This is a genomic window from Soehngenia longivitae (genome assembly GCF_004684055.1).
Classification (GTDB): domain Bacteria; phylum Bacillota; class Clostridia; order Tissierellales; family Tissierellaceae; genus Soehngenia; species Soehngenia longivitae.
In genome coordinates, this window is sequence record NZ_SRIB01000004.1 from 110,483 (window position 1) to 133,995 (window position 23,513).

A 23,513-nucleotide genomic window follows, 5' to 3' on the forward strand; every position below is an offset into this window, starting at 1 on the left:
CTTTTACAAAGCTTGGTAGGGTTAATATATAAATTATTCTCAGTCGTATAATCTTTACTTAAGTCAAAAAATCATTGCCATCTACGTAAATATCTTTGTAAATCACTCATGTCCTTCTTCTCTAAATCAGATTCTCCAGCCAGTGACTCTAAATGATGAGTGAATTCATGTAAAAGCGTATCTTTTAATTTTTCACGTATAAATTCAACAGTGCAATTATCATAAACTTTCTTAAATGAACCGTAGTAAATTCTAATGTGCCTCCCAGTAATACTACTATGGTATTCTCCTAAAACATAAAGCGGAGAACCCTCTTTACTCTTTTTATGAAGCTTATGCTCAGGCAATAGTACAATTCCCTCATTTAAGTCCCTAAATAATTCATTAGGTATTTCTAAAGTTATTTCATCAAGGATTTCATTAATTTCTTCAATGCTCGGGAAGCCATTCATTTTGTTTTTCCTCATTTTAATATTTTAAACTAAAATCTTAGTTTTAAAAAGGCATTCAAAAATAAACTTTGAATGCCAAATTTCATAACTTATTTTAAATTTGATCCGCTTGATCCCAATACATCTTTGATTTTGTGTTTAACCATTCCTTTTATTGCTTCTCTTGCAGGCCCTAAATATTTTCTTGGATCAAACTCTGAAGGATTTTCATACATAAACTTTCTAATAGCAGCAGTCATAGCAAGTCTTAAGTCAGTATCTATATTTATCTTAGCTACATTCATACTTGCTGCTCTTCTAAGCATTTCTTCAGGAACTCCTTGTGCTCCAGGAATATTGCCGCCATATTTATTGCAAAGCTCTACAAACTCTGGAAGAACTGTTGATGCTCCATGAAGAACAAGAGGTGTATTAGGCAATTTTTTGCCAATAATCTCTAACCTTTCAAAATCTAATCTTGGTTCTCCTTTAAATTTATATGCCCCATGACTTGTACCTATAGCCACAGCAAGGGAGTCTACTCCTGTTCTTTCGACAAATTCAACTGCTTCATCTGGATCAGTATAGGTAGCATCCTCTTTCTTTACTTTCACAGCATCCTCAACACCTGCTAATCTACCTAATTCAGCCTCTACTACTACTCCATGAGCATGTGCATAGTCAACTACTTCTTTGGTAATTCGTATATTCTCTTCAAAAGGATAATGCGAAGCATCTATCATTACTGATGTAAATCCATCTTCAATACATTGTTTTACAATATCAAAATTTTCACCGTGATCTAAATGTAAAACAATGTCCAACCCACTATCTTCTACTGCTGCTTCTACCAATTTTCTCAAATAAATAGAATTTGCATATTTTCTTGCTCCCGCAGAAACTTGTAGTATTATTGCAGACTGTTCTTCTTTTGCAGCTTCTACAATACCTTGAATTATTTCCATATTGTTTACGTTAAAAGCGCCAATTGCATAACCACCTGCTTGGGCTTTCTTAAACATTTCAGTTGATGTTACTAATGCCATATTATTCACTCCTTTAATTTAATTATTTAGTTTATACCCATTAAATGGGTTAAGAAAAACTATTTGTTATTACTATATTATCACATTTTAACATATTACTACAGCATATCCAAAGAATTAGTTGATAAATAGTATAGCTACTCCTAAAACAGATATGCCTGCCCCTACTATTTCTCTGAAAGATATTTTTTCATTAAAAATTTTTATAGAAAAAGGTATTATAGTTATAGGGGTAATAGATGTTATAGTTGAAGAAATACCAGCTGTTATATATTTCAGTGACACTAATGATAAACTAACTCCCACAAATGGCCCAAAAAAAGCACCTAATGCTGTATATCCTATTGCTTGCTTATCTTTGAATGCATTCTTCAATTCATAAAATCCTCCACTGAAAATAGCAAATATTAAAAAGCTCAAAAATCCTCCAATTATTCTTATTTGAGTAGCTGCGAAAACATTTAGATTTTCTATACCTACTTTGCTCAATATAAGACCAATAGCCTGCCCAAAGGCCCCAATAAAGGCAAATAATAACCCCTTAAATGAATATTTTACCTTTATTTTTTCATCACTTACATCTTTACTGAGTATTACAATTGATATGCCAAATATTGTGAGCATCATTCCCAAAATACTTTTTAAAGATATGTATTCATCAAATATAATGTATTCAAGAAGTGCTGTCAATGGAGGGCTTGTAGCCATCATTAGCATCGAAACTCTAACTCCAATCTCAATATAAGCTTTTAACATGAAGTAATCCCCTATGAAAAATCCAACAGCTCCTGATAATAATAAATAAATCCAGTTCTTAGCATTAGCATCTATGGGAAGCATGATTCCACGAGTTAGCAATGCTGCAATACTTAAAAAGACAAATCCAAAGATCAATTTTAAAAAATTAGCACTAAAACTGCCAATTCTAGGAGATGATTTACCTAAAAAAATACCTACCAATGTCCAGCTCAATGCAGTACCTAGTGCTGCTAATTGTCCAACAATATCCATTTTAGACCTCTCTTATTAGAATTTTTCAAATGCTCTAAGAATTATAATTACTGCCTCCTGCCTTGTGGTGTGGTCTGATGGGTTTAATCTTCCATTACTACCTTTAATTATACCTTCGTTATATAAAGATGTAAAACTATTAATAGCATACTTAGATATTTTCTCACTTGTTTTTATTTTACTATAGTCTAATTTAATGTTTGGCTTAGTCAATTTCACAAGTCTTTCTGTCATTACGGCAATATCTTCTCTTGTAATTGGAAGATTTGGGCGAAAAGTCTTGTCTGGGTATCCCTTAATTATTCCCAATTGATATGCTTTCAATATCTCAATATTCTTTACATCTTTAAATGGGTTATCACTATATTTTGCTACAGTAGAAAGTTTCTTCTCATAATATCTAACAGCTAATTCACAAAACTCTTCCCTTGATATCATTTCCCCCATGTCAGATGAAATTCTACTTGTAATTAAATTATATTTCAAAGCTTTGTCTAATTCTTTAATAGCCCATGAGCTAGCGTAATTATATGGATAGATTAATCCTATAGCTGCATGAGGGCTAAAATTTCCATAATAAGTATAGCTACCTAATATATCTTTTAAATTCACACCGTATCTAACTTTAAAATTATAGGAAGTACTATTAAGATCATTGTAATTAATGTTGAGTTTTAAATTGGATAGCTTTAAAATTACTTCAGCATAACCGTCCTTATTGATTACAATATCTGGGTATTTAAAATTCAAATTCTTTGATGCAATATAATTGCCATTTCTCACATATACATTTACTTGATAAATAATATTCTTTGACCCGTTTTGCTTTATGTATTGTTTTAATAAATCGTCATTTTTCCACTTCAATTTAACTTTTAAGTCGCTTGTATCTTCTACATTTACAGATAAAGATTTAGGTTCCCCTAATTTAATCGCACTTGCATGAGAATTAGTTGGGAAAAAAGATATCATTAAACCAACCGAAATTACTAAAAATAGTATTTTTTTCAACTTTAACCTCCATTATAAATTGGTAAAATATTTATATTATTATATCATTTAATGGATATGTAATAAAGAATTCACGAAAATAAAAAAGGCAAGAAATCTTGCCTTTTTTATTTGCTATTTGTTATAAAATTCTAAAACTTTTTCCCAATTGATTACATTAAACCAAGCATCAATATAATCAGCTCTTCTGTTTTGATATTTTAAATAGTAAGCATGTTCCCATACATCAATCCCAAGAATTGGTTTTAATCCATCTGTTATTGGATTGTCTTGGTTTGGTGTAGAAACGATCTTTAATTCCTCTCCATCAACAACTAGCCATGCCCATCCACTTCCAAATCTTCCAAGAGCTGCTTTCTTAAATTCTTCTTTAAATTTGTCAAATCCACCAAATGTATCTTTGATTTTTTCAGCTAATTCTCCTTTTGGTTCTCCTCCAGCATTTGGCCCCATGATTTGCCAAAACATCGTATGATTGAGGTGCCCTCCTCCATTGTTTCTTACTGGAGTTTTAATTTCATCTGGCAAAGTATTTAATGAAGCAATCAAATCTTCAATTGGCATATCCTTAAATTCATCTCTTCCTTCAAGTGCTTTATTTAAATTGTCTATATAAGTTTGATGATGTTTTGTATAGTGAATCTCCATAGTCCTAGCATCTATGAATGGTTCTAAAGCATCATAACTATAATTTAATTCTGGTAATTTGTAACTCATTTAAAATCACTCCTCATTTATATATTAATGTATTGTTATCTATTCATATTTTACCCAAGTTTCTAAATGATAAACATTATCATTTAGAAAAAATAAAAAATACTTTCTCCCCGAATATTTTTATATTTAATAAATAATATTAGGTTGAAAGTATAATTTATATTATATTTCTTATTTAATTGGTTCTAACTTTGCTGTAAAATGTCTTAAAACAGGAGGCTCCCATGTGATTCTGTATCCTCTTATGCTTTCTTTTCTCTCATTTATAGCTATTAAAGCATCTACTACTACGTCAAGATGAGATTTAGTATAAACTCTCCTAGGTATTGCTAATCTAGTAAATTCAAATTCTGATTCGATTTGCTCATTTGTATCTGGATCATTGCCCATCATAAAAGATCCAATATCACAACATCTGATTCCAGCTTCAATATACATTTCTACAGCTAATGCTTGTGCTGGAAATTCATAATATGGAATATGAGGTAGTAATTTTTTTGCGTCTATAAATACTGCGTGTCCACCTACTGGGTATTGATATGCAATCCCTGCTTCATCTAGTCTTTCCGCCATGTATTCCATTTGACCAATTCTATACCTCAAATAATCAATATCTATGCCTTCTTCTAATCCTATTGCTAATGCCTCTATGTCTCTACCAGACATGCCACCATATGAAATAAATCCTTCATAAGATATAGTCCTAGCTTTTACCTGTTCATATATCTCCTCATCATTCTTTACTCCAACTAGTCCACCCATATTTACTATTGCGTCTTTTTTTGCACTCATAGTAAATAAATCTGCATAACTAAACATTTCTCTAGCTATTTCCTTGATCGACTTATCTTCGTAGCCTTTTTCTCGCATTTTGATAAAATATGAGTTCTCTGCATATCTGGCAGCGTCTATGCAAACAGGTATGTTATATTTTTTAGCAATTTGTGATGTTTCCCTTATATTTTCCATTGATACAGGTTGCCCACCAGCACTATTATTAGTGACAGTAATTATTATTAGGCCAACATTCTCAGGCCCATATTGTTCAATTAGTTCTACTAGCCTTTTATTGTCCATATTGCCTTTGAAAGGATGAAATTCAGTTGTATCCAATGCCTCTGGAATTACACAGTCAATGGCTCTTGCACCTGACAACTCCACATGTGCTCTAGTTGTATCAAAATGCATGTTTGCAATAGCCACCTTACCTTCCTTCAAAAAAATTGGCATAACAACTTTTTCTGCAGCTCTTCCTTGATGAACAGGCTGAATAAATTCATATCCAAAAATATCTTTTGCATTTTCTATCAAATGTTTGTAACTTCTTGAACCTGAATACGATTCATCTCCTCTCATAACTCCTGCCCACTGGCTATCGCTCATTGCACCAGTCCCGCTGTCTGTAAGCAAATCTATATACACATCATCAGAGTTCAAGTAAAACACATTGTAATTTGCTTCTTTAATCTTTTTAATACGCTCTTCTTTGGTAAGAATTTTAATTGGTTCTACCATCTTGATTTTAAAAGGTTCGGCATAGTATTTACTCATTTTTATCCTCCCTAAAGGTTTCCTCTTAATCCTATTTCGTCAGCAACTTTTTTCATCCCTTCAATCGACTCCCTAATTACATCAGTCAAATCCATTCCCAGCATGTTAGCGCCTTCTTCGATTACCTCTCTATTTACTCCTGCCGCAAATGATTTTTGATTCCATTTCTTTTTAACTGACTTTGACTCCATATCAAGTATAGATTTGCTTGGTCGCATAAGAGCAGTAGCAGTTATAAGGCCTGTTAACTCGTCTATTGTATATAATACAATCTCTACTTTCTCTTTCGGCTCTACGTCAGTGCAAAACTTCCAACCATGACTTATTACTGCTCTTATATAATCTTCTGGCCAATTATTTTCCAGTAATATCTTTTCTGTCATCGCACAATGCTGTTCAGGATACTTGTCATAGTCTAAATCATGTATAAGACCTATTACCCCCCATTTTTCTTCATCTTCACCAAATAATCTTGCAAAATGCCTCATTACTGCCTCTACAGATAGAGCATGCTTTATTTGACTTTCATTCTCTACGTATTCAATCAATAAATTGTAAGCATCTTCTCTTGTAGGAATATATTTTTCCAAAAAACCACCACCTTTTTATCGTTTAATTTAATTTTACTGAATATTTAGTAATAATTCAATCTTTTTAATCTTTAACATTGGCATATCTTTTAAGCTTAAAGTAAAATCTACTCCCTTTACCTATTTCGCTTTCTACACCATATTCTCCATTATGTGCTAGAATTATTGATTTAACCATAGATAATCCTATTCCACTGCCACTTTTTTCCCTTATATGGCTTTTCCCAGATCTATAATATCTTTCCCAAATATAATTAATCTCATCTTTGTCTATGCCCTGACCTCTATCTATCACTGATAGAACAACATTTTCATTTTTCTCTTCAATTTTTATTGTAATTAATTTGTCTTCTAAAGTATAATTAATTGCATTATTTATGAGATTATAAATAACTTGTTGAATTTTCATTTTATCAGCGTATACTTTAGTATCTCCTGATTTCTCTATCGAAATTCTATAGCCCTGTTCTTCAACAAAGTATTTGAATCTATCTGCCACATTTTCAGCAAGATCCGATAAATCAAAAACCTCTAAATCTAATTTGCTCAGACCAGCTTGTAATTTTGTTAATTCAAGTAAATCATCTACTAGTTTTGATAATTTATCCGTCTCTTCAATTATTATATTGATGTTTTTCTCTCTTTTCACATCATCCTTGCCAGATATATCCCTAATTAACTCTCCATATGATTTTATGACAGTAAGCGGCGTTTTTAGATCATGAGTGACATTAGCCAGAAAATCTCTCCTCAATTCTTCAGATTTTGATAATTCTTTAGTTGCTATGTTTAGTGTATTTGCTAAGTTACTTATTTCAGTGTATTCTCCTTTGTCGAATTCGATATCATAATTACCCAAAGCTAGTTCCTTTGATAAATCAGTTATCTTCTCGATTGGTTTAGATAACTTCTTTGATATGACTAATGATAACCCAAGCGATAAAATCAATGCAATGAAAGTAACCATTATAAGTTGATTTTTTAAAATGTTAGTCGTCGAATCAACAGGTTGAAGCATTGAATTGATATATAAAAAATAGTTGCTTCCATCATCATTTTCTAAAATAGCCCCGTATATGATAGTTGATTCATCCAATCTTTCATCTTCTACAACATACGCAACATAATTATTGTTAGAAAGATATAATCTGCTTAAAAAATCGTTAAACAGTTTTTCGTTAAGCCTTGGTTGCTTTATAATATCAAAGATATCAAGTGGATATATTAAATTGCCATATTCGTCGAGGATGTTAATTACAATTCCCTGTTTGAAGGATAAAGAAATAAGCTCTTCTTGAAAATCTTCTGTTTTGTACATCTCAACCAAGTTGTTTCCAATCTTTGTAATCTCTCTTATCTTCATGGTTTCATAAAAACTATTCATAAAAACTATTTGTAACAACCACAAGAGTCCTACAATGCTTAAAGCAAAAACCATAAAATATTCCCATAATTTCAAGCTTAATCTATTCTTATCAATATTAATCTTCATCTTCTATCAGAGCCTTTTCGTTAAATTTATAACCAACTCCTCTGATTGTTTCAATATAATCTCTGTACTTTCTTAAATTATTTCTCAACATCTTTATATGAGTATCTATGGTTCTATCATCTCCATAGAAATCATATCCCCATATTTCGCTTAACAGTGTTTCTCTTTTTATGGCTTTATTTTTGTTTGTAGCTAAATAAATGAGCAAATCATACTCCTTAGGAGTTAAATTGACTTTATCATCATCCACATAGACTTCTCTACCAGCTAAATCAATTTTCAAACCCCTAAATATCAGACTTTCCTCAAAATCATTTTGGTTTGCTCTCGATATTATAGCATTTACTCTAGCCATCACTTCTTTAGGAGAGAAGGGTTTTACTACGTAATCATCTATCCCCAGTTCAAATCCAAATAATTTATCATATTCCTCTGATCTCGCCGAAAGCATTAAAACTGGTACTTTAGAAAATTTCCTTATTTCCTTAACCGCAGAAAAACCATCTAACTTAGGCATCATGATGTCCATTATAATTATTGAAAAGTTTTCTTTTTTAGCAATCTCAATTGCCTTAAAACCATCCTCCGCCTCATAAACATCATAACCTTCAAACACTGCATATTCTTTTAATACTTCTCTTATCTTTTCTTCATCATCGACAATCAACATCTTCATCATATTATCACCTGCTATATATTATAATTTTATTATAATCTACAAATCTGAAATTCATGTGAAAACTAATTAAAAACTAACCCATCAAAATTATATCATAATTAAAATTAATAATTACTTGTATTTAGAAATCTCTAAATCACTTTATTAGATAATTTGACAGAATATATAAACATTTTGTTAAAATATTGACAATATATTATAATATGCTAAAATAATTGCATAAATATATTAAGTTAAATATTTAACGGGAGGTCAGATTATGTATTCGATTAATGAAATAGATGAAATCATATCCTCACACGGTAATGATCAATCATCTATCATTGCAATTTTACATGATGTGCAAAGTAAGTATAATTATATCCCAGAAGATTGTTTGGAATATATATCTAATAAGCTTGATATAAGTCCCACAAAAGCTTTTGGAATAGTTACATTTTATGAAAATTTCTCATTGGAACCCAAGGGCAGATACATAATAAAGATCTGTGATGGAACAGCGTGCCATGTAAGAAAATCTACGCCAATATTGGAAGCTCTAAAGAAAGAATTAAAGCTAACAGACGGTAAAAAAACAACAGATGATTTGATGTTTACATTAGAAACTGTTTCTTGTCTAGGCGCCTGTGGCCTAGCTCCTGTTATAACAATAAATGACAAAGTATACGGCAAAATGACTCCTGAACATGTAGTAGAATTATTGAATTCTTTAAAGGAGGAAAAATAATGCGAATCAATAGTATGGAAGACTTCTATAATTATCAAAAGCTGTTTAATAATGCTTTAAATAATCAAGTAAAAAAAGTAATAGTTTGCGGTGGTACTGGCTGTGTTGCTGGTGGTTCATTAGATGTATATGAAAAGATTAAATCTTTATGTGAAAAAAAGAATTTAAATGTTGATACAGTATTAGATATTCACGATGATAAAGGTGCAATAGGCATAAAGAAATCTGGATGCCATGGATTTTGTGAAGCTGGCCCTCTCGTAAGAATCGAACCTAACAATTTATTATATATAAAAGTCACTGTAGAAGATTGTGAAGAAATTGTTGAAAAAACTTTAATGAATAATGAACCAATAGAAAGGTTATTGTATAAATTTAATGAAAAAGTCTACCCTTCACAAGAATCAATACCTTTTTATGAAAAACAGACAAGATTGGTTCTGCAAAACTGTGGTCATATCGATGCAGAATCTGTAATTGAATATATTGGAATTGGAGGCTATACTGCATTTGTAAAGGCACTTTCTAGTATGAGTCAAGAAGATATATGCAATGAAATAATTGCAGCAAACCTAAGAGGCAGAGGTGGCGGAGGTTTCCCAGCAGGCAAAAAATGGATTCAAGTACTATCCTTTTCTTCAGATGTAAAGTATGTCATCTGCAATGGCGATGAAGGAGATCCAGGTGCTTTCATGGACAGAAGTATCATGGAAGGTGACCCTCACAGCATAATAGAAGGTATGTTGATTGCTGCTTACGCTACTGGTGCTACTGAAGGTTACATATATGTAAGAGCTGAGTATCCGCTTGCAATACAGAGATTATCAAAAGCCATTGAGCAAGCAAGAGAAATAGGCATATTAGGTAAAAACATACTTGGCACTCCTTTTTCCTTCGACATTCATATAAATAAAGGAGCAGGCGCATTTGTATGCGGAGAAGGCAGCGCATTGATGGCTTCTATTGAAGGCGAAAGAGGCATGCCAAGAGTTAGAGCAAAGAGAACAGTTGAAGAAGGCCTTTGGGGGAAACCAACTGTATTAAATAATGTCGAGACATTTTCAAATGTAAGACACATCATAAATAATGGAGCAGGATGGTTTAAGAATTACGGTCCACAAAATAGCCCTGGAACCAAAGCATTTGCTTTGACTGGTAATGTCAGAAATACAGGGTTAATAGAAGTGCCAATGGGAACAACTTTAAGAGAAGTAATCTTTGATATCGGCGGAGGTATAGCAAATGGCAAAAAATTCAAAGCTGTTCAAATTGGAGGACCTTCTGGTGGATGTCTTAGCGAAGAACATCTAGATCTACCTTTAGATTTTGATTCATTAAATAAAGCTGGAGCTATGATAGGCTCAGGTGGCATGGTAGTAATGGATGAAGACACTTGCATGGTTTCAGTTGCTAGATTTTTTATGAATTTTACTCAAAATGAATCTTGTGGTAAGTGCATTCCTTGCAGAGAAGGTACTAAAAGGATGCTACAGATACTCGATAAAATCATTGAAGGGAATGGAACATTAGAAGATTTAGATCTGCTTGAAGAACTCGGTGACACTATTACTAAAACTTCGTTATGCGGCTTAGGTAAAACCGCACCAAATCCTGTATTATCTTCTTTAAAATACTTTAGAGATGAATACATCTCACACGTAGTTGATAAAAAGTGTCCATCAAAAGTATGCTCAAAATTAAAAACTATTTATATCGATGAAGAACTTTGCCGAGGATGCAGTAAATGCAGTAGAATATGTCCAGTAGGTGCTATAAGCGGAAAAATTAAAGAACCATATAAAATTGACCAAAATAAATGTATCAAATGTGGTAGCTGCATAGAATCATGTTCATTCTCAGCTATTAAGGAGGCCTAATCATGAAAGGTACAATGATTATAGATGGAAGAAAAGTTGAATTTGAAAATGAGCAAAATGTCCTAGAGGTAGTCAGAAAAGCAGGTATAGATTTGCCAACTTTCTGTTATCACTCAGAATTAAGTATGTATGGTGCTTGCAGAATGTGTATAGTAGAAGATAATAAAGGTGGAATTTTTGCATCTTGCTCAACTCTACCTAAAGATGGTATGGAAATTTTCACGAATACTCCAAGAATAAAAAAATACAGAAAAAATATACTTGAACTATTATTAGCAAATCACGATAGGGATTGCACAACTTGCGTAAAAACAGGTAATTGCAAGCTACAAGAGCTTTCTTCTAGGCTTTGTATGGATGATGTAAGATTCCCAAATAGCATGAAAGAGCATGATATAGATTATAGCAGTTTAGCTATTGTAAGAAATCCAAACAAATGTATACTCTGCGGTGATTGTGTGAGAATGTGTGAAGAAGTTCAAGGTGTCGGTGCCTTAACATTTGCATATAGAGGCTCAAAGATGAAAATTACACCTGCATTCAATAGAACTATATCTGAAGTTAATTGTGTTGATTGTGGTCAGTGTAGAGCAATATGCCCTACTGGTGCAATCACAATTAAAAATCAAAATGATTATTTCTGGGAATTAGTCAATGATAAAACAAAAAGAGTTGTCGCACAAATTGCACCTGCAGTCAGAGTAGCTTTAGGCGAAAATTTCGGTTTAGCTCCCGGCACAGTGACAATCGGCAAAATTATCACAGCATTAAAATACATGGGTGTAGAAAGTGTCTTTGATACATCTTTCGGTGCAGACTTAACTGTAATGGCAGAATCAGAAGAGTTTTTAGAAAGACTTGAAAAGAACGAAAATTTACCTCTTTTTACCTCTTGCTGTCCTGCATGGGTAAAATATGCTGACAATAATTTTCCTGACCTAGAGTATAATATTTCAAGTTGTAAATCGCCTCAGCAGATGTTCGGCTCTGTGCTTAAAAAATATTATAAAGAGCTAGATAAAGAAGATGGTAAAGAAACTGTCGTCATTTCCGTCATACCATGTACTGCTAAAAAAGCAGAAGCGAGTAAAGAAGAATTTATCACCGATGGAGTCAGAGATGTCGATCTAGTAATAACCACACAAGAACTTGCAATGCTAATTAAAGATGCTGGCTTGATGTTTGAAAATTTATATGATGATTCCTTCGATATGCCATTTGGTCTATCTAGTGGAGCTGGTGTAATATTTGGTTCAAGTGGTGGTGTTGCTGAAGCTGTATTGACCAGATTGATGAAGCAAAAACCATCCGTTTCGGATAAAGAAATAATTTTTAACAATGTGCGAGGGATGAAAAGAGTAAAAGAAGCGAATTTTGTATTGGATGGAAAAGAAGTCAAAATTGCAGTGGTTCATGGTCTTAAAAATGCTTCAGAACTCGTCAAGCAAATACAAAATGTTGAAAAAACATATGATATTGTTGAAGTAATGGCCTGTCCAGGTGGATGTATCGCAGGTGGAGGACAACCAACTCCAATGGATGAAGAGAAGCGAAAGAAAAGAGCTAGCGGGTTGTATTCATTAAATAGAACTGCTCAAATAAAGTCATCTGAAGAAAACCCATTGATAAGAGATTTATTTCAAGGCTTGTTAAAAGATGATCATGAAATACTTCATGTTCAAAAAAATCACAATTAGATAGAAAATAAAATGCCTTCCACTTTAGGAAGGTATTTTATTTACCATTTTTGTTTTTCTGACTATAACCATGTTCTACAGATGGTGTAGTATTCACATGTTGAGGGTAATAGTCCATTAATTTGTATACTAAAGGATCCATATCTGTGCTCACATTCAGTCCCAATGCTTTTGCAACATCAACTGTTATAGGGTAATCATGTGTCCAAAACCCTTGAGTTAGCATATTTGAGATATGCTTTTTTTCATCCAAAGTATAGCTATCTGGCAGTAATGACACTATTGAATTGTATAATTGGTTGATGGCTTTCTGTGCTACATCTGCCATGATGAGCGTTTCATCATCTATTTTGTCAGCTGGTTTTTTATTCAAAACATTGATTATCGATGGCGCTGGGTACTGCCCTAGTTGTGGATCTACAGGTCCTAGCATTGCATTTTCACTCATGATGATCTCATCTGCAGCTAAAGCGATCAAAGTCCCTCCAGACATCGCATAATGAGGTATATATACTCTAACGCGTCCTTTATGATTTCTTAAAGCTCTTGCAATTTGAAGTGCAGCTAAAGCTAAGCCACCAGGGGTGTGTATGATTAAATCGATTGGCATATCATCATCTATCGTCTGGATTATTCTTATTAATTGCTCAGAGTCATTTATATCTATATATCTCATCACAGGAAAACCTAAGAAGCTCATACTCTCTTGTCTATGAATAAGTGTTATAACCCTAGATTTATTTTTAATTTCAAGTTGATGAATAATTCTCCTTCTACTAGCACGTAATGCTTGTTGTTTAATTATAGGTTGTAAAATTGATATTATAAAGAAAATCATAAATAAGTTAAAAAACATAGTTGTCCCTCCTTATTTGATTTTACATTATAATATTACCCGCACTATCAAGTGATCACACAAAAATTTAAGTTTACATTGCCTAGCTATTTATCTCAGAAATTATTCTATAATATACATCATTAAAACTTAAATTTTCTTTTATACAAATACTTTTTATGTCTTCGAATTCAGGCTGTATCCTATAATTACTCTCATCGATAAAGATTTTTTTAGCATTCACTTTGCCATACTTTGTGTCAATAGTTATTTTTTCTCTATTAAGCACTCTCCTTTTTATTCTCTGTTCTCTTATACCTATTGATGTCGTGTTTTTATATATGATTTCTTCTAATTTCGTTTTATGCAAATCATCTGTGATTACACTTAACATGTAAGATGGCCTATTTTTCTTCATGTATATAGGAGTATAGTAAACATCTTTTGCACCATTATTTAAAAGCTCCTCAAAAACAAATCCCAAGTTTTCGCCTGTGGAGTCATCGATATTAGTTTCCAACAAATATATTTCATCAACCTCTGTACTAGTTGTCTCAACCTCTTCAATCTCAAACACTCTCAGAATATTAGCCCTAGAAAAATCTTTTGAACCAGCTCCTATGCCAATTCTTTTTATCTTAAACTTTTTAGGCATTTCATCCTTAGCTTTCAAAAAAGCAGCTATTCCAGCACCTGTTGGTGTTATCATCTCACCCTCTTCATCTGTCAAATTCATTAAAAGGTCATTTTGAGAAAATATATTAGCTACTGCAGGTACTGGAACTGGCAAAATTCCATGTTGGATTTTAACTGTTCCGTATCCTTCAGAAATAGGTGAAAAATATATATTTTCTATTCCCAATTCGTCAATCAAAACAGCAGTCGCAACAATATCTACAATAGAATCAACTGCTCCTACTTCGTGGAAATGAACATCCTCAATACTTATCCCATGAGCTTTTGATTCTGCTTTTGCAATTATCTCAAATATGCCTTTTGCAATTTTTTTAGGATTTTCAGTGAGATTTGAATCATCAATAATTTTTCTAATGTCAAATAAATTTCTATGATCATGAGTATGTTTGTGCACTTTTTTAACTGATTTTAATTTCAATGATGAATTTATCTTTGAGTTTTCAAGATTTTCTTCTTTTATTATTTTACTTGAATTACCGCTTAAAATTACATCAAATTTCAAAGCAGATATTGAACTTTTGTAAACTCTATAAATATTTATATCAAATCCTTCTAAGTTTAAACTTTTTAAATAATTAAGCAAGTTTTCTTTATTTAATCCTAAATCTAAAAGTGCAGCTACGGTCATATCACCACTTATGCCGGAGTAGCACTCAAAATACAATGATCTATTTCCCAATGCTACCCACCACCAACCTATTTATTTGATTAGCAATATATCCTGCTCCAAATCCATTATCTATATTTACAACAGCAATACCTTCAGCACATGAGTTTAACATAGTTAGAAGTGAAGATACTCCCTTAAAATTCGCTCCATAACCCACAGAAGTTGGCACAGCAATAACAGGTTTGTCAACCATGCCTGCAATCACTCCTGGCAATGCACCTTCCATGCCAGCTACTGCAATAATACAATTTGTTCTAGATATTTGATCGATTTTTGATATAAGCCGATGTATGCCCGCTACTCCAACATCATAAATTCTCAATACTTTGCTGCCAAAAAATTCAGCAGTTTGTGCAGCTTCTTCAGCAACGGGTATGTCAGAAGTTCCTCCAGTACAAATAGCAATTTCTCCTAAATTTTCGTATTTAGATCTCTTCAATTTCAATATCTTCGATAGTTCATCATACTCAACATCGATTATTTCTCTTACTTTTTCATACTGTTCTTTTGATGCCCTAGTACCCAATACATCTGTCTCATTATCAGCGAAATGCTTAAATATATTTATTAAATGCTCAGTTGACTTACCCTCGCATAATATGACCTCGCCATACCCTTTTCTTATTTTTCTATGATGATCAAGCTTTGCGTATCCTAGATCTTCATACGGCAATATTTTTAGCAATTCAACAGCTTCATCAATTGAAATATCCCCTGATTTTACTTTGGATAAAATTTCTTCAGTTTCCATCTTGTCACTTCCCTTCGTTTGTGTGTATATCCATGCTCCCAGATCTAAAGCCCTCAATATCAACAGTTATATAAGTAAACCCATTGGATTTTAGTAGATTGATAATTCTATGAGAATTATCAATTATTCTCCTTATATCCTCTTTTTTTACCTCTATTCTAACAATATCATCGTGAACTCTAAGTCTAACAACATCAAATCCCATAGTTTTAATTTCATTTTCACATCTGTCAATTCTATTCAATAAACCTAAATCAAGCTTAGTGTTATAAGGTATGCGTGTAGCTAGACATGGTGCTGAAGGTCTATTGGCAACACTTATACCCAAATCATTAGCAAGTTTTCTAACAGTACTCTTGTCAATGCCAAGCTCAACAAATGGGCTTTTGATGTTTAACTCCTTTAAAGCCTTTAAACCAGGACGATATGTAGATAAATCGTCTAAATTAGTGCCATCGATTATATTTTGTATGCCATTTTCATTGGCAAAATCTACTAGTTTTTGAAACATAAATTTTTTACAAAAATAACATCGATTAACACTGTTATTTAAGATCTCTTCATTTTTAAGTTCATCTATTTCAATTATCTCATGGGCCACTCCCATTTCTTTAGCTAATTTAGAAGATATTTCAATGTCTTTGACGGGGTGGAGTTTAGTGTTAAAAGTCACTGCATATAAAACATACCTATTGTCTTTATTTATATCTGACGCAACTTTAAGTAATAAGCTACTATCAACTCCACCTGAATATGCTATACAAAGGCTACCTTTTAATAATTCTTCTATTTTTTCATACAATAAATCCATAGTGTTCATTTGTTACCTCTTTTAATCAAGTATTTTTTCAAAAGCTATTCTTTCACTACCATCTCTAATGTAAATTTTCCCACAGTATTTATAGTTGAGTCTATTTAATATCTTCTGCATAGGAATATTCTTAATATGCGTATCAACTTTTATACTATATATCCCATTGTCTTTACAATATTGTTCAACATTTTCCATTATTATATAAGATAATTTTTGCCCCTTGTAAGCTTCGGATATTGCTATTCTATGCACTACAGCAAATTCGCCAGTTGTTAACCATTCTCCATCAAAGATTTTATCATATGTTTCTTCACCATCAAAAGAAACTGCTACATATCCAATGATTGTATCATTGTCAGTTAAAACAAAACCATATCCTTTTTCAATGTCATTTATTATTATATCCTCATTAGGATAATTATTTTGCCACTGATCAATTCCCTTTTTCTTAAAATCTTCCCTTGCTTTATATATGATATCCATTATATGAGAAACATCATTTACTGTAGCTTTTCTAAACTCCATAATCTCACCCCAATAATATTTTGTAACTCTAATTATACTCATACATCTAATTATTTACAATAAAAAAATAGTAGAACAAAGTTTGTTCCACTACTTATAAAACTCTACAGCTTATTTTAAAATTTACACAAAAAACCGTACTCGCATTTTAAGTCACAATTCTTTTGCTTTAAAAATTCATTTTCCCTATCCACTTCAAGCTTTGAAAATATATTGACAATGTCATTTAATATATAGTCTTCTTCAGATTTTTCAAACACAACCTCCAATTTTTTACCCTCATCTAGCAAATACATATAAATGTGATTTATCTCAACGTCTGGATACATCTTTTTAATCGCATAGTTATACCCAACAAATTGAGGTAAATAATATTTTTTAATATTATTCTCATCATCAGCTCCATTGACTCTATTGGTCTTGTAATCAATGATGTCAATTTTTTTCACTCCATTTTCCTCATAAAAATCAACCCTGTCAATGATGCCATAAAGAACTAACGAACTATCTAACAATCTTACTCTAAACTCAACTTCTGTTTGAAGTGATTTGTCTGTTTTTCCATTCTTTTCTATTTTTAAAAAATTATCAATTAATTTTTTTATCCTATTTCGCTGATTTTCATTTATTTGGCCAAGGTGTTTTTGAATTCTTTGCTCAATGTCTATTTCTCTATTTATTGCTAAGTCCTCTAATACTTCATGCACGAAAGACCCTATCTTTAAAGCATCTACTTTTTCTAAATCACTTGTGTCATTTTCAGGTATATCTTTGTAGTCTTCTAAATCTATATCTTTATTCAATTTACTATCATCTATACGCAGCACGTATTTATAATAATATTTTTGGGGGCAATCTTTAAAAGTCCTGTACTTGGAAATGCTAACAGTAGATTTTGAATTGTAATCGACATTATGATTGATATTGCGAATTATATTTTCTACGTCTATCTCAGTCGATTGTTTGTCATTCATTGTTTCTTTAGAATCATGGATATAATCTTTAAACGAACTAGTTAGCTCTTCATATTCATTTAGTGGTAATTTTTTTAATTCATCGAGTATAGTATTTTTACTGTTTTTTTTCTCTACACCACTTAATGATAAAAATCTAATTGCACGAGTTACCCCAACGTATAGTATCCTCAATTCCTCATATTTATTTTCTACTCTCTTTTTATTTTCTATTTCTGTAAACATATCCTGTGTCTCTGTAGTCTTCAGGCACAAACCTAATCTAGCACTGTCGTCCATTGATGTATCGTATATAAAGTTAGCGCTATTATTTTTATAAAGTTGATAATCCAATGCAGGAATAAACACAGCTTCAAATTCAAGCCCTTTTGCTGCATGTATAGTCATGATCTTTACTGCATCACTGTTTTCTGTATCTAAAAATGCCAATGATTCTTTATCTGACTCTTGCGATAGATTCTCAACATACTCAATGAATTCAAAAGGAGAATAAATCCCTTTGTCATCAAATTCAGTGGCTATTTTAAAAAATTTTTCAAAATTTCTGTACTTCTGTATGCCATCCTCTTGAACTAGAAGTATTTTTTGCATATCTAATTCAAAATCAGCTAATTTCAGCAAATCATGCACTTTTAAAAAAGAAGCTTTCTCTTTTAACTTAAATAAAATATCAATTTTTTCATTAATTCCCTTTGTCAACTCTAAACTTTCAACATCTCTAATCATAGAGAAGATTTCAATGACATCATTATCGGAAAGCCCAATAAAAGGGCTCCTAATCAATGCTAGAAAAGCTCTTTTATCATCTTGAGTGTATAAAAATTTAATCAAATTTATCAAATCTTTAACTTCTTGTGCATCATAATAACCTATTCCGCCAAGTACAGTATATGGTATGTTTTTACTCTTAAGAGATTTTTCAAACTCTTTCAAATTATTTCTATTTCTTAGAAGTATTGCAATATCTTTGTATTTTATGCCTTTATCATTTAATTCAACGATTCTTTCTGATATAAAATCAGCCTCTTTAGCTCTGCTTTCATTTTCATTTTTTTCAAGTATTGCCAGAAGTTCTTCTTCGGATACTCTTTCTTTTTTTAATTTTTTTAAGTCGAATTTGTTATTTTGAACCTCATCTGAATTTGTAATAAAGGTATATATAAACCCAGGTTCTCCTTCTATAGAATCTGTGGTTTCTGAAGCTTCATAAATTTCCATGATGCTTTTAAATATTTCATTAGTTATATCCACTAATTTGTCGTGGCTCCTGTAATTCTTTAACAAATTCATCTTCTCTCCATTTTGTTGTATGGTAGAAGTGATTTTGTCAAAGACCTTGTAGTTAGCTCCTCTAAATTGATAAATTGATTGTTTAATATCTCCAACAATAAATAATTTCCCTTCCTCAATCTCCCCATTAGTCTCTGTCAAGTGCTGCAATATCTTTAATTGAATTTCATTAGTGTCTTGGAATTCATCAACCAAAAAGTATCTGTACCTATTCCTCATCATTTCTCTTATTATTTCATTTTTTTCTAATAAATTTAAAGTATATCTTTCTAGATCATTAAAATCCAAGAGATTTAAAGTTTTCTTTTCCTCTTGATATCTTTCATCAATAGCGCTCACCATTTTTAGCATAAAGTCAATGACGGACTGATAATCTTCATAATTTTCATCGTCACAATAGTAATTTTTTAAATTTCCAGTTGAATATTTTATAGCATCTTTTATACTATCTCCTCGAGTGGTTATTTCTGTATATATGTTTATCAGTTCATTTAAAATTTGATTCTTTAGATTGTATTTTGTTTTTATACATGAACAATACAAATCAAAATTGTTGGAATTACTCTCGTCTTCGACAAATAAATCCAATACTTCTACAGCACACTTTTTTAATATAGTCTTTTTATCTACGTCTTCTATTATTTTATACATTGGATCAATCCCAATTAAATAGTAATTATCTTTGATAATACCATCGCAAAAACTATGAAATGTAGATATATTTGAAAACACGAGATTTTCTTTAATCTCTTTTAATTTAAATATTTTATCCTCATCAGTCTCATCATCTAAAAATTCATTTACTAAAGCTAATACTCTCTCTTTCATTTCCAATGCAGCTTTTTTAGTAAATGTAATTGCAACGATTTCTTCGATCTTTGTATCAGTATCAAACAATATTTTTAAAAATCTTCTAGTTAATACCCTTGTTTTCCCTGAACCTGCACCAGCATGCAAAGCAATGTTTTTATGTATGTCTAATGCTTTTGCCTGTTCTTCATTTACATTGTATTGTTTCATCACTTGTGCTAGGTCAATCATATTAGCACCTCTCTTTTGTTCTTTGAAGCGATTTCGTCATATCTGCATATGTCTTGAAAATCACAATTGTAACCATAATTGTTGATGTAAATACATTTGTTCGGTAAAGTAAATATCCCTCTGTTTATTTCCTTTATGCTGTTATCTATAAAATTATTATTTACATGAGAAAATACAACTTCCAAGTTGGATTTCATAACGGTATTTGTTCTTCCGTCTACGTTGAGCATTTTTCTTGTTTCTTCTACAATTATTCCTGAAAATCTAGGCTTTTTCTCATCGCATGTCTTAGTTATATCATAATACACCAAAGCAACACAATCAGGGTTTAGTCCTTTCGATCTAAGTAATTTTTCAACAGCATAATAATAAAAAACCACTTGTATTGCATCACCTTTTAAAACATCACGTAATGCTTTAGTGTTAGATATTTTATAATCATATACTACATATCGCCCAGTAGGTTTATCATTAATGTATTCTAAATCAACTCTGTCAATACGTCCGTTGATCTGAACATTTTTAACTAAATCATCTACAGAAAACCATTGCTCTATTAAAAATGGCCTAAAATTTATTTTCTCATTAAATTCGATGTCGATATTTATAAAATTTTTTATCCTATCTAAAATCGCCTGTTTAGTATTTTTAGTAAAAATATCATCAAGTACTAACCCATATTTGACAAATGCTTTATTTGCAATATTTTCAATTTCGTCCTCATCGTAAGTTGGATTCCTTTGAATAAATTTTTTATAATAATCTGCTAATATATCATGATAGATGTTGCCAATATTTAAGTTAGAAAATATTTCCTCATCCCACCCGCCAAGTTTTAATCCTTGCTCAAGAAAATATTTGAAATGGCACTTGTTATATGTCATTATTTTAGAAGCACTGTATTTATCATCATCAAAAATTTTATATAATAATTTTGCATCAACTTTTCCATCGTATTCTGTGTATATTTCGCTATTTCTTTTATCTTCAATACTTTTAGCCATCATAATATTACTTAATTCTTTGCTGGAAATACCGCTTAGTAAATTGCCAATCTTTTGTTCACGTGTAATACAATACCTTGTCAAGGCTTCATTCTCAGAATAGATAGAATTTAATTCAAACCTGTTTTTCATTGTCCTAGTCTGCTTACTTGAGCTGTCCATATCTATTTTATGCATTATTTCATCTAAAAATTGTGATTTCGCAATATATGACCCATCTTCATCTGCTGTTCTATAACTTAGATATAGAGCTTTAGTAGCTGAGGCAATTGAAAATAAAAATTTTAATTTCTCTTTTTTCATCTCATATTGATTGTTGTTAATTTTTATTTTTCTCTCATTTAATAGTTCTTTTTCTTTCTCGGAATATATCCCATTGTATTTTGTTATATTAGGTATAACTCCTTCATTTAATCCCATGAAAAATACATAATCATACGAAGTCCCTCTTATAACATTGGGAGATAAAACTTTAACTCCGTAACTAGGTTTATTATCTAATGTCACTATTTTATCTCTTAAGCTGGAATCAAGTATATATATGAATTCACTATAAGTAATCTCTTTATTTTGGTAATTATGCGATTTCTCTAAATTATTTAAGATATCTTCAAAGCCAAATAGAGCTTTTAAGTCCCTTGTCATTAAATCAAATGAAATATAATTATTTTTATAAAGGTCTAAAATTCTTTCCTTAAGCTTAAGATCATTCATCAAATTTATGATTTCAATTTTATATTCTAAAAATTTAGCTTCTGATTTCAAAAGTCCTAATCTTTCACTGACTTTATCATCAAATGCAATAAATGAATCCTTAATTTCTCTTATCAAAACGTCTTGCTCTGATAAATCCTCCAAATATTTAGCAGTCTCAGATCCTTTATAATAGTTATTCAAAATAAAAGAAATTGTATCTCTACTATTTAGATCGATATATGGGCTTGATGCAATTTCTTTTAATAAGTCCTTATTAAATCTGTCTGTCTTTAACCTAAGAAAAGCAATCAATGTCCTGATAAATGGAATATTGGTGTATTTTTCAGTTTTACTTAATGCAATATGAATACCATATTCACTAAACACATCAAATATCTTTTCTTCATAAACTTTCTTATCAGCTATTATCAAAGCTATCTTTGATAAGTCAATGGCATTATTTTGCAGACAAATCTCCTTTATCCTACCTGCAACTTGTCTTATTTCATCCTCTATGCATGGAGAATCAATGATTTCTATTTCTTTAAAATTCGTTTTACCAGATTCAAACAACTCACTGGCTAGTTCTTTAAATTTGCTGTCTTTAATATAATCATCATAGACGATCTCAAACCCATTTTCTCTGACAAATTTTAAAATCTCGCCATCTGCAAAATGCCTTATAAATGGTATATCTAAAGGCAGATGGTAAATATAGTTTATATCTATATTTTTCTTTATTGCTTTTAACAATAGCTCTTCACTAATCGTTATATCTGTGTATCCATCAATTATGAACATACTCACACCATTAAAAAATCTTGTTCTATCTATGTTTTCAATTGCAATAGGTATTAAATCATTTAAATCTATTAAGTTTAACTCTTTTATTCTTTCTGAATATTCTTTATAGACTTCGGCAAATTCAATTGATTTATTATATGTAATTTCGTCACTTAAAAAGCTGATTTTCGCATAAAAGTCCTCATAATTTATGTTGTTATCTTTCAAATCTCTAATCTCATTTAAAACTTTGATGAAAAATCCTTTTTTGTTATAAACTTCTTTGAAGTAAGTCAATTTATTCTCATCATGCAACTTTTTCAATATCTCTTCTAAAATAACTAAAGAACTTTCTTCTGAAATTATTTCTCGATCTTCTAAAAAGTCCATTGCAATATTCATCGCTAGATCATCAAATGTTATGACATCGATATTATATAGTACACCCATCTTATTTATTAAACTGCCTCTCACAAATTCTATTAGTTCATCAGATGGAGCTAGATATATAACTTTTTTATTCATTTTTATTGTGCTGATAATTCTATCGAACAAAAAACCACCTCAATTATTTGACATATGAATTACATTAATTTTATACTTTA

General features: G+C 31.2%; 19 protein-coding genes. 3 read left to right on the top strand and 16 right to left on the bottom strand.

Annotated elements, in window-relative coordinates; genetic code table 11:
- Positions 1–71: 71 nt before the first annotated feature.
- The 9 genes from E4100_RS04245 to E4100_RS04285 all read right to left on the bottom strand — a co-directional run bounded on the left by E4100_RS04245 (position 72) and on the right by E4100_RS04285 (position 8,528).
- Entirely contained in the window at positions 72–452 is a 381-nt protein-coding gene (locus tag E4100_RS04245; RefSeq protein WP_135270800.1) for a metallopeptidase family protein, read from the bottom strand.
- Between the two features lie 89 nt (positions 453–541).
- Complete coding sequence (gene fba, locus E4100_RS04250) at positions 542–1,477, bottom strand: class II fructose-1,6-bisphosphate aldolase (RefSeq protein ID WP_135270801.1); 936 nt, start codon at positions 1,475–1,477, stop codon at positions 542–544.
- A 117-nt stretch (positions 1,478–1,594) separates the two neighbouring features.
- Positions 1,595–2,488 carry a DMT family transporter gene (locus E4100_RS04255; RefSeq protein WP_135270802.1) on the bottom strand — a complete coding sequence of 298 codons (894 nt, stop codon included), beginning with the start codon at positions 2,486–2,488 and terminating at the stop codon, positions 1,595–1,597.
- 15 nt (positions 2,489–2,503) lie between these two features.
- Complete coding sequence (locus tag E4100_RS04260; RefSeq protein WP_135270803.1) at positions 2,504–3,499, bottom strand: S-layer homology domain-containing protein; 996 nt, start codon at positions 3,497–3,499, stop codon at positions 2,504–2,506.
- A 114-nt stretch (positions 3,500–3,613) separates the two neighbouring features.
- Positions 3,614–4,216: a superoxide dismutase gene (locus tag E4100_RS04265; protein ID WP_135270804.1), complete on the bottom strand. Its 603-nt coding sequence runs from the start codon at positions 4,214–4,216 to the stop codon at positions 3,614–3,616.
- Positions 4,217–4,387: 171 nt separating this feature from the next.
- On the bottom strand, positions 4,388–5,767 hold the full coding sequence (locus tag E4100_RS04270; RefSeq protein WP_135270805.1) for a tryptophanase: 1,380 nt from the start codon (positions 5,765–5,767) through the stop codon (positions 4,388–4,390).
- An 11-nt stretch (positions 5,768–5,778) separates the two neighbouring features.
- Positions 5,779–6,357, bottom strand: a complete 579-nt coding sequence (locus tag E4100_RS04275; RefSeq protein ID WP_135270806.1) for an HD domain-containing protein — start codon at positions 6,355–6,357, stop codon at positions 5,779–5,781.
- A 64-nt stretch (positions 6,358–6,421) separates the two neighbouring features.
- Complete coding sequence (locus E4100_RS04280; RefSeq protein ID WP_167792070.1) at positions 6,422–7,795, bottom strand: sensor histidine kinase; 1,374 nt, start codon at positions 7,793–7,795, stop codon at positions 6,422–6,424.
- 43 nt (positions 7,796–7,838) lie between these two features.
- Positions 7,839–8,528 carry a response regulator transcription factor gene (locus E4100_RS04285; RefSeq protein ID WP_135270808.1) on the bottom strand — a complete coding sequence of 230 codons (690 nt, stop codon included), beginning with the start codon at positions 8,526–8,528 and terminating at the stop codon, positions 7,839–7,841.
- Between the two features lie 259 nt (positions 8,529–8,787).
- Here E4100_RS04285 and E4100_RS04290 point away from each other — a divergent pair, with 259 nt between their 5' ends.
- The 3 genes from E4100_RS04290 to E4100_RS04300 are packed head-to-tail and all read left to right on the top strand — an operon-like array spanning position 8,788 to position 12,829.
- Positions 8,788–9,255 (top strand): complex I 24 kDa subunit family protein, encoded by a 468-nt coding sequence (locus E4100_RS04290; protein WP_135270809.1) that lies wholly within the window; start codon positions 8,788–8,790, stop codon positions 9,253–9,255.
- Complete coding sequence (locus E4100_RS04295; protein ID WP_135270810.1) at positions 9,255–11,132, top strand: NADH-quinone oxidoreductase subunit NuoF; 1,878 nt, start codon at positions 9,255–9,257, stop codon at positions 11,130–11,132. The genes E4100_RS04290 and E4100_RS04295 overlap by 1 nt, the downstream gene beginning before the upstream one ends.
- Positions 11,133–11,134: 2 nt before the next feature.
- Complete coding sequence (locus tag E4100_RS04300) at positions 11,135–12,829, top strand: [FeFe] hydrogenase, group A (RefSeq protein ID WP_135270811.1); 1,695 nt, start codon at positions 11,135–11,137, stop codon at positions 12,827–12,829.
- Positions 12,830–12,866: 37 nt separating this feature from the next.
- On the opposite strand, the gene E4100_RS04305 is transcribed toward E4100_RS04300, so the two are convergent.
- The 7 genes from E4100_RS04305 to E4100_RS04335 all read right to left on the bottom strand — a co-directional run bounded on the left by E4100_RS04305 (position 12,867) and on the right by E4100_RS04335 (position 23,463).
- On the bottom strand, positions 12,867–13,685 hold the full coding sequence (locus tag E4100_RS04305; protein WP_135270812.1) for an SDH family Clp fold serine proteinase: 819 nt from the start codon (positions 13,683–13,685) through the stop codon (positions 12,867–12,869).
- Between the two features lie 82 nt (positions 13,686–13,767).
- Positions 13,768–15,039 carry a nickel pincer cofactor biosynthesis protein LarC gene (larC, locus tag E4100_RS04310; RefSeq protein ID WP_245196357.1) on the bottom strand — a complete coding sequence of 424 codons (1,272 nt, stop codon included), beginning with the start codon at positions 15,037–15,039 and terminating at the stop codon, positions 13,768–13,770.
- Positions 15,029–15,781 carry a nickel pincer cofactor biosynthesis protein LarB gene (gene larB, locus E4100_RS04315; RefSeq protein WP_135270813.1) on the bottom strand — a complete coding sequence of 251 codons (753 nt, stop codon included), beginning with the start codon at positions 15,779–15,781 and terminating at the stop codon, positions 15,029–15,031. Before larB ends, larC begins: the two co-directional genes overlap by 11 nt.
- Positions 15,782–15,785: 4 nt before the next feature.
- Positions 15,786–16,601, bottom strand: coding sequence for an ATP-dependent sacrificial sulfur transferase LarE (larE, locus tag E4100_RS04320; RefSeq protein WP_209315261.1), 816 nt, complete (start codon positions 16,599–16,601; stop codon positions 15,786–15,788).
- A 12-nt stretch (positions 16,602–16,613) separates the two neighbouring features.
- Positions 16,614–17,120, bottom strand: a complete 507-nt coding sequence (locus tag E4100_RS04325; RefSeq protein WP_135270814.1) for a GNAT family N-acetyltransferase — start codon at positions 17,118–17,120, stop codon at positions 16,614–16,616.
- A gap of 116 nt (positions 17,121–17,236) precedes the next feature.
- Positions 17,237–20,425, bottom strand: a complete 3,189-nt coding sequence (locus tag E4100_RS04330) for a UvrD-helicase domain-containing protein (RefSeq protein ID WP_135270815.1) — start codon at positions 20,423–20,425, stop codon at positions 17,237–17,239.
- A complete protein-coding gene (locus E4100_RS04335; RefSeq protein WP_135270816.1) occupies positions 20,422–23,463 on the bottom strand; it encodes a PD-(D/E)XK nuclease family protein in 3,042 nt (1,013 codons plus the stop codon). The genes E4100_RS04330 and E4100_RS04335 overlap by 4 nt, the downstream gene beginning before the upstream one ends.
- Between the last annotated feature and the right edge of the window lie 50 nt (positions 23,464–23,513).